The sequence below is a fragment of the Polaromonas sp. CG_9.11 genome (genome assembly GCF_015752225.1).
Lineage (GTDB): Bacteria > Pseudomonadota > Gammaproteobacteria > Burkholderiales > Burkholderiaceae_C > Polaromonas.
In genome coordinates this window covers 1-13,071 of record NZ_JADOVE010000040.1, presented here as the reverse complement: position 1 = coordinate 13,071, position 13,071 = coordinate 1, and the positions used below count along the sequence as shown (strand labels likewise).

Annotated in this window: 9 protein-coding genes and 1 pseudogene; 1 reads left to right on the top strand and 9 read right to left on the bottom strand. The window is 52.0% G+C overall.

Annotated features, from left to right (window positions below):
• Positions 1-353 precede the first annotated feature (353 nt).
• The 9 genes from IWX85_RS19310 to IWX85_RS19270 are packed head-to-tail and all read right to left on the bottom strand — an operon-like array spanning position 354 to position 10,986.
• The gene (locus IWX85_RS19310) at positions 354-941 is read right to left on the bottom strand and encodes a serine O-acetyltransferase (RefSeq protein WP_196870859.1); all 588 of its coding nucleotides are present in this window, start codon (positions 939-941) and stop codon (positions 354-356) included.
• Entirely contained in the window at positions 929-1,945 is a 1,017-nt protein-coding gene (locus tag IWX85_RS19305) for an NAD(P)-dependent oxidoreductase (protein ID WP_196870858.1), read from the bottom strand. Before IWX85_RS19305 ends, IWX85_RS19310 begins: the two co-directional genes overlap by 13 nt.
• Positions 1,942-3,639, bottom strand: a complete 1,698-nt coding sequence (locus IWX85_RS21045) for a GMC family oxidoreductase (protein WP_196870857.1) — start codon at positions 3,637-3,639, stop codon at positions 1,942-1,944. Before IWX85_RS21045 ends, IWX85_RS19305 begins: the two co-directional genes overlap by 4 nt.
• Positions 3,636-4,808: a glycosyltransferase family 4 protein gene (locus IWX85_RS19295; protein WP_196870856.1), complete on the bottom strand. Its 1,173-nt coding sequence runs from the start codon at positions 4,806-4,808 to the stop codon at positions 3,636-3,638. Before IWX85_RS19295 ends, IWX85_RS21045 begins: the two co-directional genes overlap by 4 nt.
• A gap of 15 nt (positions 4,809-4,823) precedes the next feature.
• Positions 4,824-5,879, bottom strand: a complete 1,056-nt coding sequence (locus tag IWX85_RS19290) for an acyltransferase (protein WP_196870855.1) — start codon at positions 5,877-5,879, stop codon at positions 4,824-4,826.
• Between the two features lie 29 nt (positions 5,880-5,908).
• The gene (locus IWX85_RS19285; protein WP_196870854.1) at positions 5,909-6,985 is read right to left on the bottom strand and encodes a glycosyltransferase; all 1,077 of its coding nucleotides are present in this window, start codon (positions 6,983-6,985) and stop codon (positions 5,909-5,911) included.
• A gap of 1 nt (position 6,986) precedes the next feature.
• On the bottom strand, positions 6,987-7,961 hold the full coding sequence (locus IWX85_RS19280) for a glycosyltransferase family 2 protein (RefSeq protein ID WP_051984370.1): 975 nt from the start codon (positions 7,959-7,961) through the stop codon (positions 6,987-6,989).
• Complete coding sequence (locus IWX85_RS19275) at positions 7,958-9,445, bottom strand: O-antigen ligase (protein ID WP_196870853.1); 1,488 nt, start codon at positions 9,443-9,445, stop codon at positions 7,958-7,960. The genes IWX85_RS19280 and IWX85_RS19275 overlap by 4 nt, the downstream gene beginning before the upstream one ends.
• Positions 9,446-9,456: 11 nt before the next feature.
• Positions 9,457-10,986 (bottom strand): lipopolysaccharide biosynthesis protein, encoded by a 1,530-nt coding sequence (locus IWX85_RS19270; RefSeq protein WP_036810983.1) that lies wholly within the window; start codon positions 10,984-10,986, stop codon positions 9,457-9,459.
• A gap of 619 nt (positions 10,987-11,605) precedes the next feature.
• Here IWX85_RS19270 and IWX85_RS19265 point away from each other — a divergent pair.
• Positions 11,606-12,771: pseudogene (locus IWX85_RS19265) on the top strand (IS3 family transposase); the annotation flags it as partial.
• Positions 12,772-13,071: the final 300 nt, after the last annotated feature.

Genomic DNA, 13,071 nt, shown 5'->3' with positions numbered 1-13,071 from the left:
TCAGCGTTCACGCGCCCGGAATCGGTCCCCGCGAGCTACTCATTCCAGCGTTCACGTTCACTGGAATGGCTGTTCACGTTCGCCCGGAATACCCAATTACTTTAAATCAGATAAATAAGAATACAAAATAACATTTATCCGGACATATCGTGCCATTACAAAAATTTCCAAAATTCGCCGCTAAGTGATTGATTTAATTGAAGTCGGTGCGAGTTTTTGGGTCTGAACTGTCTAACCCCGTGTCGGGCTTCGTGTAGTTTGCCAAAAGTGCATCTATCTGGTCGTTGGGTAAGGGTTTCATTTCTACGGTCATCATTGCTCCAAGCAAAGCGGCAGTTTCCTGCCAAAACCGTTTACAAAGAATTTCTTACACCCTCCCAGCGATTCACTACATCAGGGGTGCAATCGGTTTTGACAATTCTGCCGGGATTGCCAACTACAACACAGTGAGGCGGTACATCTTCAAAAACATACGCTCCACCTGCAATGCGGCTTCCTTTGCCAACCCTTACACCTACGATGATGGCATGAGGCCCGATCCACACGTCGTCTTCAATGACTGGATAGTTTGTTTTCCTGGTTCCATCCTTAGCAATAAAGTCACGCTGTCCTAATGTGACACCGTGGAACAGAGTGACATTATTACCAATGGATGTGTTCACATTGACCACAATGCCTCGCCCATGGGTCAAGGCCAATCCTGGCCTTATGTTTGTTTGCCAGGGAAGTTCAATGCCTGAAAAAAAACCTGCAAATAGGTGGAGAAACCTTGCCGGAAGTAGCAAGATTTTGCGCCAAACAAATGACTGGCATTGCGCCGATTGACAAAAACGTACTGTGGCGACGACAAAGAATGCCTGGTTCGACATCATTGCCTTAGCCACCAGTAACCAGTTAAAGCGCCCAAACAAACGAAAAGTATCTGCTTTCAACGCGTACATGCTGCACGATCTTTTTTCCCTACATTAATAGCCTGTTTACCTTCCCAGGCTACCGAGCTTCGTAACCCCGCAGTATATGTTGTCCAGACCAATTCAAGATGCTGGCTTGCTTGTGTTGAATCAAGATGAATATGTTGTGCCCACAGGCCCATTAATCCGGATGTCATGTAATCGGGCAATGTTGAGGCAGGCCATCGAAAGCGCTTAGACACCATTTGCATAAGTTTGAGTGGAGGTCCTGCCAGTAAGCCATCCAACTGGAGTTGTCGCTGATTGATTCGTCTGACAGGAGTGAACTCCAGTGCGAGTGCCAAATCTATAAAATACCTATTCCAACGTGGACTGTCAGGAGCTGCCAGGTTAAATACCGGAACTTTACCTGGATTAATAGGCAACCTTAGAGCCGAAAGTATTGCTTGACAGACATCGTCCACATGAACCAGATTGGACCAACCGTCCCCACTAGGGCCCAAATCGCCTAGTCTTCCGGCCCGTAACCATCTGGCTATTCGCCCGACCCAAAGTTCACTGTTCGGTCCAAATACGCAGCCAGGCCGTAGCAATACTGCTTTGCCTCCTTTGCGTACATAGTCGCCGATGTGGTGTTCGGCCTCGATCTTGGCACGACCATACCAGCCAAGTCCCGGATTCAGCGGCGTTTCCTCCTGAATATTGCCTTCAATCGGCCCATATACCGACATGGTGCTCAAGTGGACGATACGCGGATTTCCTGCCTGCCGTGCTGCGTCTGTTAACGTCTTTGTTCCTTGCGCAATTGATCGCGCATCGCCTGCAACACAATTAACAATGGCGTCAAAGTTTTGTAACACAGTCTTTAATTCAGAAACGTTGCAAGTGTCGAGTTTTATCCAGTCCACTCCTGATGGCGGAGATACAGCTAATCCTCGTGACGCTCCGGTTAGCCTGTCAAGCGAAGCATTCGCCAGTGTTTCCAGCAGTCGCTTCCCAATATACCCAGAGCCTCCTAATACAAGTACCTTCATGCGAATTCCTCTTTATTGGCCGTTGCCAAGTGAGGTCTACTGAGCTTCTGCGCCAGAGTGTGGGCTAGTCGAAGCGAAAGGGCAATAAGTGTGAGTGTCGGATTGGCTTGACTTGAAGTGGGGAAAACGGCACTACCGGCGATGAAGAGGTTATGGACCGAATGAACTTGGCATTGGGCATTAACGACGCTGGTGCGCTCATCTGTGCCCATTCGCGCAGTGCCAATATGGTGCCCGCCGTAAGCGCCAAAGCGTGTAAGGTCTTCTTCAAGAGTTTCTGCATCGTATTCCAACTGGGCGACACCACTGGCTGCAAACTCCTGTGACAGTACCTCCAGGGTGCCACGTATCGAGTCAATGTCTGCTGGGCTGTACTGCCAGTCGACATGGAGTTGTGGCATGCCAAGAGCATCGACTTTATTGCTGAGCATGACCCGGCTCCGCGCCTGCGGAGTTTGCTCACCATGCATTTCCAGACTGAAACGGTTGGTACGATTTCGTAAGATTACCGAGGGAAATTTTCGATCAGCCAGCGAACGGTGACTAAGCCAGTGCATCAGGAAAGCCGTGGTGTCTATCGGGTCCGTGGCCACATTGAGCAAATGTCGAGCGTAATCTGTCGTGGTTGTTGCATTGTTGCCATCATTCAGTCGTTTGCCATATTCATAACTAATAAGCCTGCGCGCAAGAAAGAGTCCTGAAAGTACCCCGTTTCGATGGACAGGGTCGGTAATGCGTGGAAAATGAAGTCGAGCTACCGCATTCGCCAGTCCCAGACGTCGCTGTTCTGCAGGCGATACCGCCAACCTGCGACGGCAATAGATGCCTTCGGGCGCCAACTCGTAGCCATGCCGCACATTTTTCGTGGGTCCTTGAATTGTGAGCTGCCCGACATTGCCGGCTATGTGGCACATGTAGTAACGACCCACTACATCATGAAAATTTCCAATACCTTCAAGTGCCACGTCACGCGAAGCCAGCAGCAAGCGGGCCGTTTCAAGGCCGCCAACGGCCATAACAGTGAACTGGCAAGTTGCTGAAAAGCGATTGCCCGCGATTGTGGCCACCTCTACAGTGCGAACTGCATGACCCTGTGGCTGCAGGCGAATCCCTGTGCAATTTGCACCCAGCAAAACTTTGACATGAGGTGCCAACCGAAGCTGCTTCGCATAACGGCTGCCGAAATGGGTTGGACACGAAAAACGCTCTAATCCATTGGTAAGAATGCGATGGCTATCAAATCCACGGATGAGGGGCAGCGCATCGGCTCCAAGTGCATCTTCTGCGCTGTAGCTGAAGCGGCCGGCTTCCGACAATTCATTGGCACGAGGGTAATAAGGCAGCAAGTCTTCGTAACAGATGGGCCATCCGCTGTGTGGCACATGGCTGCGGGTTTCAAAATCCAATGGGTCGAATGGCATGCACCGTCCCCCCCATATGGCACTAGAGCCACCAAAACGACGTTGACGGTATTTGTCGGGTGGGCTGTGGAGTTTTTCGTCGGCAACCTCACCCTCATAAAGTCTTTGCGTTGTACTGTCTTCTTTCATGAAGCCTGACTCTAGCAAAAGGACTGAAAATCCACGCTCTGAAAGGTCAAGCGTGAGCGCTATGCCTGCAGGACCGGCACCAATAACGCATACGTCAGCTTCAAGGCATGTCCCGTTGGGAACGCTGTCGGCATTGGAGATCACAAAACTTCCTTTTTGGTCGATGTAATGCCAGTCTGCACTTGACCTGCGGTGCCAAAGTGGCGTTGATGAATTCTTGCCACGCTGAGAAAAAAACGATGGATTGAAAATTTTTCTTCATACAGTTTTCGTCCATTTTTTTCAAGTGTCTGCCTGAATTTCGCGTCATCCAGTACGCGCTGCAACCCAAACGCGATTCCGGCGGCATCGCCAGGCTGCACAAAGCAGGCATTAACATCATGACTGAGCACGGCCGGAATTTCACCAACTGGTGTACAGACGACAGCTACGCCGTTGGCCAGTGCTTCAAGGATCACCAGAGGCAAGCCTTCGTCGTAGGACGGCAAAACAAGCACATCAGCTTGTGCCATCAACTGCGAGACCTGATGTTGATTTGACCAGCCAGCAAAACGTACAAAACTACCAATGCCAAGTTGACATGCTGTTGCCTGGTAAGCTGCTATATCTCCTCCGCCAGCAAATGTGACCTCGAGTCGGGAAATGTCGAATCCTGGTTTGGCGAGCGCCTGCAAAAGGTCTGAAACACCTTTACGCTCTGATAAGTTACCAAGAAATAGCACCCGCTGCACCGTGGTATCGCCTGATATGCGTCTATCGTGGGTTGGCTCTGGAACCCCATTGATCATGACCTCCACGCGACTTTCGGGAACCAGCAATTCTTCGGTAACAAAGCGATGTGCTTCGCTGCCAAGTACCAAGCAGATCGCGGGAAGCGAAAAAACCCACCGTGTCAGACTCCGGAGTGGGATTGGCAACTTGCGGTAGAAGTCGGGCAGTTGCGCAGCATGAAGGTGCAGCACCACCGGGATGCGAAGAGCTCGGCAGAACACCACCACCGCGCTTTTTCGAAACAGGCTCAGGCGTTCGGCCATGTTGACATGAACGCCTGCCAACTGTCCGCTAAATCGACCGCGAACCAGTTTGATCAGAGCTGTAGTCAAAATCCAGAATGAATAAATTGCATTTCCCCCACCGCGTGTATCAAGCGGCCGCAAGGCAGTCGCACCGATAGCGCAAGGGTCTTGTGCCTGGATAAGATAATCCGCGACCTTGAACATACCTCCACCCTTGGGCGTCCAAGGACAGGCAATATAAATATAATTTCCCATCTGGTCGCTAAAAGCTGCGGGGCGCATTGATTCGGTTTGCATCTTTGCTTTGGAGTCTTATAAAGAAAAACTTGGTCTTTTAAAGAAAGCTCGTTTAAGGAAGTTGGTCATTGGCGATTCAATCAATAAATAAGATATGCAACCACACGCAATCACCAACAGGCAGATGATCGGAATAATGAGCAAGCTTTCCTGGAAACCGAGCTTCTTAAGCATCAGTACGCCAAAAGGAACTGCAAAGGTGTGCGAAAGATAAATCGAATATGACGAGTCTCCCAGAAAAGATAACCGTGATGCCAGTCGAAGGCGCGCGATCCACGGTTCCAGCCATACAGCAACAAGCACAGTGAAACCGGCTCCGGCTTCCCAGGTTGAAAATCCGAGTATGCGATCGCCCCAGTTGATTCCTAATATCAGCGTGGTTCCGACAATTGCAGCGAGCAGTCCCATTTTTGGGGATACAGGTGGATAATTCAAGTAAACATGCGCAATACCCATGCCAAGGATAAACTCAAAAAGCAATGACTTCCCGTAAAAATTCAAGGCGACGGACTCGGGAAATAATTGCGCTGCTACAAAGACCAGCAAGAAGACAAAAAAGCAAAACTTGATGCGTGCAACTCCCCATGCTATGCCGATGGCAAAGACCAGATAAAAGAGCATTTCAAAATTTAGTGTCCACCCCACAGGCAGTGTCGGCTGAACAAGCCCCCATGGACTGATTGCCGGAATAAAGAACAGAGAAGCGAAAAGATGCCCGGTATCAATGGAAGACCTCAATGCCAAGCTTGGCAATATCAGCACTAGAGCTGCCTTTAGCAGTGTGTAGAACCAGTAGAGGGGCGCTACTCGCAAAAGGCGTCGCTTTAAAAAAATCCATGCCGCCTGGAATTGTGTTTGATTACCTGAAGGCAACCTTGCCGTTGACATGGCCATGACAAAACCGCTAATGACAAAAAAGATATCTACTCCAATAGCACCACCAGTCCAGTAGTGATCTGGTCCTTCACCGGTGATTCGAACCGAGATAGCCTCGGTGGTGTGCATCACCACGACCAGCATGGCTGCGATAAACCTGAGAATTTGAACGCCGATGAATTGCTTTGCAGGCATGCGTGTTCCGTGTGATTAATTGTGCCGATTTAATGTGGAACTCCAGGCTTTAAAAAAGATGACAGTCCATAGGGTTCTCTGAGAATCAGGCTTGGTATAAATGCGTTGGCAGGGCGTCTCGGCCGCAGAGCACCACGCACAAGCCCCGCCGCGTTAAAGCTCCAGGAAACCACGCTATAAAGTGCCTTTGAGAAGGAACGCTTGCGCAAAATCATCAACGCAAGCGGCGCTGCCAACGACATGCCAAACCAGATCAACCGTGTAATTCCAGAAAGCGGCCAGAACGGAATGCTGAGCAAAACCGCCCACCACCCAAGGATGCCCAGGTAAATCCAAAGTTCGCGAAGACCTTGAAGCACCATTTTCAGGCGAAGCTGACCCGTTGAAGCCCTGAGCAGTTCACCCAGACCCCAAACGTAATGGCTCTGCCAGCGACGCATAAGCAAGCGATAGGCCGGCGCATCGTGTCCCCTATGATGGACAACGTCCATCGGTAGTCGCCAGAGTTTCCAGCCCAAGCTACGCAGCCGAACGGCCAATTCAAACTCTTCGTAGCTGTGCAGGTTGCGGTCAGAAAAGTATCCTGCCGCCTCAATGGCACTACGCCGGTACAGACCGCCGCCGTCAAGTCGGTCTACAGCGCCAGGCTTCACGTGAGCACGCAACTGTGCACTCCGGGCAATATATTCAAGGCTATCTGTATTGAGCTCGACCAATTGGCCTCCGACGCCAGCGATACCTGGATGCGCCTCCATGAAATCCAGCGCAACCTCGAGAAAACCTTCGAGCATCTGCATGTCACCATCGAGAAGATAGACGAACTCTCCGCGCGAATGCTGGTAACCCAATTGCGGGCCAACTCCGCAGCAGCGATCATCGGCATTGGCGAGCTTCACAATGCGTATTGGATACGCCAAAGCCAACTCAACGGTTTTGTCAGTCGAGCACGAGTCAGCCAGAATTACTTCGCCACCCACCGTGCGAATTGCACGCAATGCGCTCTCTATGGCGGCTAAAATGCGCTTTTCTTCATTCAGCGACTTGATGATGATTGAAACCCTGCAGTCCGATGCCGAAAAGTTGCTGGAGAAATTTTCAGGTTTCATATTAGTGTCCGATATCCATGATGTTGGGGTGAAGGTACCTGCGGGTTGTGCGCCACTTTTCCCAATTTGCCACCAGCGCTTGCGGGCAGAAACAAACCATCGCGGCGGTCATCCACCAGCGAGTGCTGCTGAAGGCACCGCGTCCCCTGATCAACCATTTAAGACCCTGAACGCGCTCTCCGGAAGACAGTGCAAGACGGGCCAGCGTTAACTTGTGTTGCGCAACAAACCACAAAGCCGATCGGCGTTGTGCCGCCGTCATTGATCCCGACTCAGCACGCGCTTCCATACGTTCAAGCGAGCGCGGAATCTGGATCACCGTGTGCCGGGCTGAGAGGCTTCCATCCACATCGATGCGATACGCCACAAGTGGCGAATGTACCAAGGCAATTGGAGTTTTCTCGCCTAGACGGAACCAGAAATCGAGATCCTCTGCCTGCGACTCACCAAGCGGAAAGCACGGCTGCATCTGTTGCAGACGCTGTCTTCGAACCGCCACCGAACTGCTGCAAAGCGAGGGCCCGATCATCCACCTGCGGGGCAAATCGGTGATGAGTTCCACTTTTGGTACTTTGTTGCAAGTCGGCCAAGGTGGCGGCCAAGGCCCCTGTGCATCGGCAATCAAGATGAAATCAGATGCCACCGCATCTGCTTCTGGCCAGGCTTTATGGGCATCCAGCAGACATTCCAGATGGTGCGGATGATGCCAATCATCGGCATCTAGAAACGCAACCCATTCGCCTCTTGCCAAGGCAATGCCCCGGTTGCGGGCCGCCGAAACTCCAGCGTTAACCTGATGTACCACCCGAATGCGAGGATCGGTAATGGTCTTGACCAATTCAGCGCCGCCATCACTGGAGCCGTCGTCAATCACAATCACCTCAAAATCCGAAAACGATTGGGCCAGTACCGACTGCACTGTGCAGCAAATGTAAGACGCTTTGTTGTAAAGCGGAATAACAACGGAAAACTTCATGCACGCGTCCTTGCACCACTCAGAGGGTTTCGTACTGGACGTTGTTTTAAAAATGCACCGGGATATTTTGATATGTGGAGTGCCAGTGATGTTCGAATGCGAACATCACTGGCACTCGCTGCGAGCGCCATCAGCAAGAGCAGGTGGGCAATAAATTCTGGGCCATAACCAAAGAGGGAAAGCGGGACCTCGCTGACAGAACGCATCGCCAGCAAAATAAACAATGCGAGCGTTAGCCCTTTGCTTTCGCGCGCATAACGCACTGACAACACCATTAATACCAATGCGTAAATTAACAGCGCTGTTACACCCACAATTCCCGAGCGCGACAATGTGTCCATGAACTGGTTGTGTGCATGGGTGGCATTAGGCATACCAATACTGATCCGAAAATCGGTTTCCCAGATCAAGGGACCATAACCAAATATTGGGTTGCGTTGCCATTCGTCATATGCAACAGCCCAAATCTTGTCCCGTCCTGTCAATGACGCAAGCTGCGCACCTTCAGCACTGTTGAAGAAGACGTTGATACGGGTTCCCAAGTCGCCGAGCATCAACACCAAGCCCACAGCCAGGACAGCCAGCATCATCATCAAAATCGAAACGATTCCGAATTCAGGACGAACAGGGTCGCCCACACGACGCAAGAAGGCAGGACCTTGCCGGACAGCAATAAAGCAGGTCCAGCAGAGGATAAAAGCAATCCATGTTGTTTTGGATTGGGCAAGAAAAAGTACTGTCAGCCCGACTCCCCAAGCTAGCCGATTCAGCCACTTCTGTTGATAAGGAAGCGTCAACAAGCATATCAGTCCGAGTTGGGCCAAAATTGCCAAAGATACCGCATGCGCAGCCAGGCCGGCCAGGCGTGGAATACCTGGCAGCAGTCCCTGCGAATAAGTGGTTTCCAACACCATGCCTGACTTGATTGGAATCAACATCAAGCTTGCCACCATGAATAGAAATAGAACATTGCGCGCGGCCTTAAATGCCACTTCACGTTCATCGCACGTAACCAGCACCGCTGCAGTTCCAATGACAAGCGGATAGGCATAATCATGACTGATATTAGGATGTGCTCCCAATAACGCAGGTGCAACCACGGTGCCAAGCCAAAAAATAATGTAGCTCAATAGCAAAGTTAAAGGGAGACGTGCAGTTTTTTCTCGACTGAACCAATAACTGAGAATGCGCTCGCCTGCGACCGTCAGCATTAGCAGAGAAAGCAGCGGCTGGGTCCATCGCATGATCGGATGACGTGGCGTTACGGCGGCTTCTTCCATATTCAGGTTGACAAAAGACAGATCGCGTCCTGACAAAATTGTACTGAGTGCCACCATCACGACCATTGCATAAAAAATCAGGTGCAGATAGCCATGTGATCGACGGGAGGTTAGCTGAACGGTACCGACCATGACTGTGGTAGCCGCCAATGCTGCGAGAATGGCGCCCGCTATTAAAATGAAAAGCGATATTGTTTCTTGCATTGCAGCCGGCCTCAAAGTCGCTGTTCGCTTACAGGGTTAGTAATTGGACCCCTTTGCGTGCTCGGATTGGCCCGGCTTAATAACTGAGCCATTCCCGGGAAAAATCTGATTACCATGGTCGCGCTTTGAACCCCCAGAATTTGCGGCCGAATAACCAGGAGCAATGTCAGTACGCCCAAGGCAGTAAGTGTGCTGGCAGCCAATGACAGCAACGGCATTTCGTAATCCGATACAGCCGCCTGACCTGCCTTGACGCTGATGGCGCACAAAGCACTGAGGATCATTCCGCGCCCCACATCAGGCAACAATTCAATCCAGCTCAATTTGAGCGCTCGAAATGCAGTGGTGCCCACCACCACTGCACGCAATACCAGCACCAGGGCCGCGACTGTCGCTGCAGCTTGGAGTCCCTGATGTGCAAAAAAATAAAAACCCAGCGCGCCGATGGCAAGAATTGGCAGCTGCAATACTGACTCGTAATACTTGCGACCTGTATTCCAGAGAACTGGCGTGGAAAGACCCCAGATTACATAGGCAGGCATGATCAGAAACAGAATACAAAGTACCGACCCGGCATCGCTCCATTTCGATCCGTACAGCAGGTGTACCAAGTCGTTTGACTCGAGCGCCAGAAACACGAAGACCGGAAACACCAATACGAAAATCGTCGCCAGCATCTGAAAATAGGCGCGGCCAAGTCGATCGAGTTCTCCTTGCAAGCGTGCGCCCGCTGCAAGAAATGCAGGTTGTAACGCGCCCAGCAGCAAGTTGTTTGGCATCGCTGCCAAGTTATAGGCTACGTTGTACAGACCCAAAGCCTGGGCATTCAATAGGCGGCCAATCATCACCCGGTCCAGATTGTTCAGCATCCAGTTGACAATGTTGGTCAGGAAAACCGCCCGGCCCGTACCGACCGCAGAGGCCGCATCGGCATACCAGAAAAGTGGGCGGACCGCATGCGGTTTAACAACATAACTCGCTACAAGAGCGACCGCTGCCTGAACCAGCCAAGCAGCCACCAATGAGGTGGCGCCCCAGCCCAATATCGCCATGGGTACGCCGACGGTGACATAGCCCGCCATGTAGCTGCCAACCTGAATCAGACCACCAGCCCGAAAGTTAAGGTCGCGCTGCAGCAGGTAAGTAGAAGGCGCGGCAGCTGCAGAAAGCAGGCAAGCAATCGAAAGCCACTCGATGACAGATTGGGCCCTGGGTTCCCTAAAGTAAGCTGAAAGTGCTGGTGCGAGAAGATAGACGCCCAGCATGGTGATCAGGCCAACGACCAGTTGCCATGTCCAAGCAAAACGCACATCCTCGTCGCATAGCGTGGGGCGCTGGAGCAGGCTCCAGCTAAAGCCGAAGCCTGAAAAGAAAGTGGCAAAGGTCAGCACGACCATTCCGATAGCAAAGATACCGAAGATTTCCGGACCCAGTGTCCTGGCCAAAATGATCTGAGCGACCAGTTGCAATACAAAACGTGCCAGCGTTGAAACAGCGCTCCATTTGACCGCAGTGACGCCAGATTGGCCGAGACCGCTCATGCCCAGGGCTTTCCTGGTTTGCGGCGCCGAACTGCAATGGTGCCGATGATGGCGATGGTGCCAATCAGCGCAGCTGTGAAGCGCCATTCGGAATTGACCCAAGTTGTTGCCTGGCTTGCAGCGGGATTATGAGCAGGACTGGGCGTGATCCGATCTATGTCCCGATATGCTGAAGAGATAACTGGACTTGGATCAGAATTTTTTCTGGCAGTCAATACCGTGGTTGATCTGGCTGTCTTATCGGCATCCAAGTGCTCAAGGATGGATGGACCGTTGAGACGGGGAACCCTTGATGGTGCCATGCTGGCAGCACCTATCTCGTGCGCTGGCACTGAAGATGACGCACCGATTAGGGCGGACAAAAATACGATCGAAAACGGTGCTCTGCACATGAATTTCCCATTACTTGAACAGGCTGAAGTTTGTTTGCCCAGCCTTCAATCTGCAATAGTCCGAATGGCCCACGAACTATTTGAAGGATATGAATCCTACGTTTCATGAAACGTAAAACTGCAATTGCGTAATTTTTATGCGTAGGTTTTACAAATAAAAACTAAAGTGGACCCCAGATTCGAGACAGCAGTTTAAGCAGGACACTGTCGCGAGAAATGGGTAAATCATGAGTGAAACGAAGAAACGCAAAGTCCACCTGCCGGAGTTCAATGCGAAAGTTGGACTGGAGGCGTTGCGCGGAGTCAAAACGATCAATGAGATTGCGCAGGATTATGAAGTTCACCCGGTGCAAGTCAGCCAGTGGAAAAAAGAAATCCAGGAGCAGGCCAAGTCACTGTTTGAGGGCAAGCGGGGACCTCAGCCGGTGGCCGCTCACAGCGCACCGGATAGGCTGTATGGCGAGATCGGGCGCCTGAGAATGGAGCTCGACTGGCTCAAAAAAAAGTTCGGGATCAGCCTGCCATGATGCGCCGCACCTGGATTGACAAGGGGGACACGGTGGCTTTGACGTGGCAATGCGCCCTGGCTGGCGTATCGCGCAGCGCGGTCTATGCGCGGCAAAAACCAAAGCCGATCGCCCTTGACGACGAGGTGCTTAAACGCCTGATCGACGAGGAATACACGCGCCACCCGTTTTACGGGAGCCGCAAAATGGTGGTGTACCTGGGGCGCTGTGGCCACTGCGTCAACCGCAAACGCGCCCAGCGCCTGATGCGCTCGCTGGGCCTGGCGGGGATGGCGCCGGGCCCCAATACCAGCCGGGCGCACCCGAAGCATAAGGTGTACCCGTACCTGCTGCGCGGCGTGGCCGTCGTCAAACCCAACCAAGTTTTGAGCACCGACATCACTTACATTCGCCTGGAACGCGGCTTTGCCTACCTAGTGGCTGTGATCGACTGGTACTCCCGGCGAGTGCTCAGCTGGCGTATCAGTAACTCCATGGAGGCGGTATTTTGCGTGGACTGCCTGGAGGATGCCTTGCGATTTTACGGCAAGCCTGAAGTATTCAACACCGACCAGGGCTCGCAGTTCACCAGCGACGCCTTCACGGGTGTGCTCAAACGCGCGGGCGTGACTATAAGCATGGACGGGCGAGGCAGAGCGTTTGACAATATTTTTGTCGAGCGGCTGTGGCGCAGCGTCAAGCACGAGGACGTGTACCTCAATTGCCACAGCTCGATGGGCGAGCTGCTGATCGGCTTGACGAAATACTTTGCTTTTTACAACGGCGAACGTCCACATCAAGCGCTGCGCAATCTGACACCCGATGTGGTGCACCTGCGTGCTCAGGGCGGTGGCGCCATGATCGTGGATAACTATGACGCCGCACAAGGCCTGCCATTTGCGCTGCGCTCCACAGGGACTGCGTTCGATGAAGTCCGATTAGAGAAGACAGAAATACCGAAGACAAAAAACCGAGGCAGCGCCGTCCAGCTGTTTGTTCAATCGGGTGCAACTTAAATTGAGTTCAAATTTGTCTTGACTCAGGGGTCACTTTATCCCCCATTGTTAACGTCACATAGTTCGTGACGCGACACTAGTGTCGCGTCATGAGAAATTTGACGTGGACAATGGGGAATGGAACATTACAAAGTCACCTTGTCAGAGCAGGAAAGAGCCGAGTTGCAGGGC

What these genes read in the sequence shown, in the direction of transcription:
- IWX85_RS19310 (WP_196870859.1), bottom strand. Translation starts at nt 941, where the DNA reads ATGTACGCGTTGAAAGCAGATACTTTTCGTTTGTTTGGGCGCTTTAAC.
- IWX85_RS19305 (WP_196870858.1), bottom strand. Translation starts at nt 1,945, where the DNA reads ATGAAGGTACTTGTATTAGGAGGCTCTGGGTATATTGGGAAGCGACTG.
- IWX85_RS19295 (WP_196870856.1), bottom strand. Translation starts at nt 4,808, where the DNA reads ATGCAAACCGAATCAATGCGCCCCGCAGCTTTTAGCGACCAGATGGGA.
- IWX85_RS19290 (WP_196870855.1), bottom strand. Translation starts at nt 5,879, where the DNA reads ATGCCTGCAAAGCAATTCATCGGCGTTCAAATTCTCAGGTTTATCGCA.
- IWX85_RS19285 (WP_196870854.1), bottom strand. Translation starts at nt 6,985, where the DNA reads ATGAAACCTGAAAATTTCTCCAGCAACTTTTCGGCATCGGACTGCAGG.
- IWX85_RS19280 (WP_051984370.1), bottom strand. Translation starts at nt 7,961, where the DNA reads ATGAAGTTTTCCGTTGTTATTCCGCTTTACAACAAAGCGTCTTACATT.
- IWX85_RS19275 (WP_196870853.1), bottom strand. Translation starts at nt 9,445, where the DNA reads ATGCAAGAAACAATATCGCTTTTCATTTTAATAGCGGGCGCCATTCTC.
- IWX85_RS19270 (WP_036810983.1), bottom strand. Translation starts at nt 10,986, where the DNA reads ATGAGCGGTCTCGGCCAATCTGGCGTCACTGCGGTCAAATGGAGCGCT.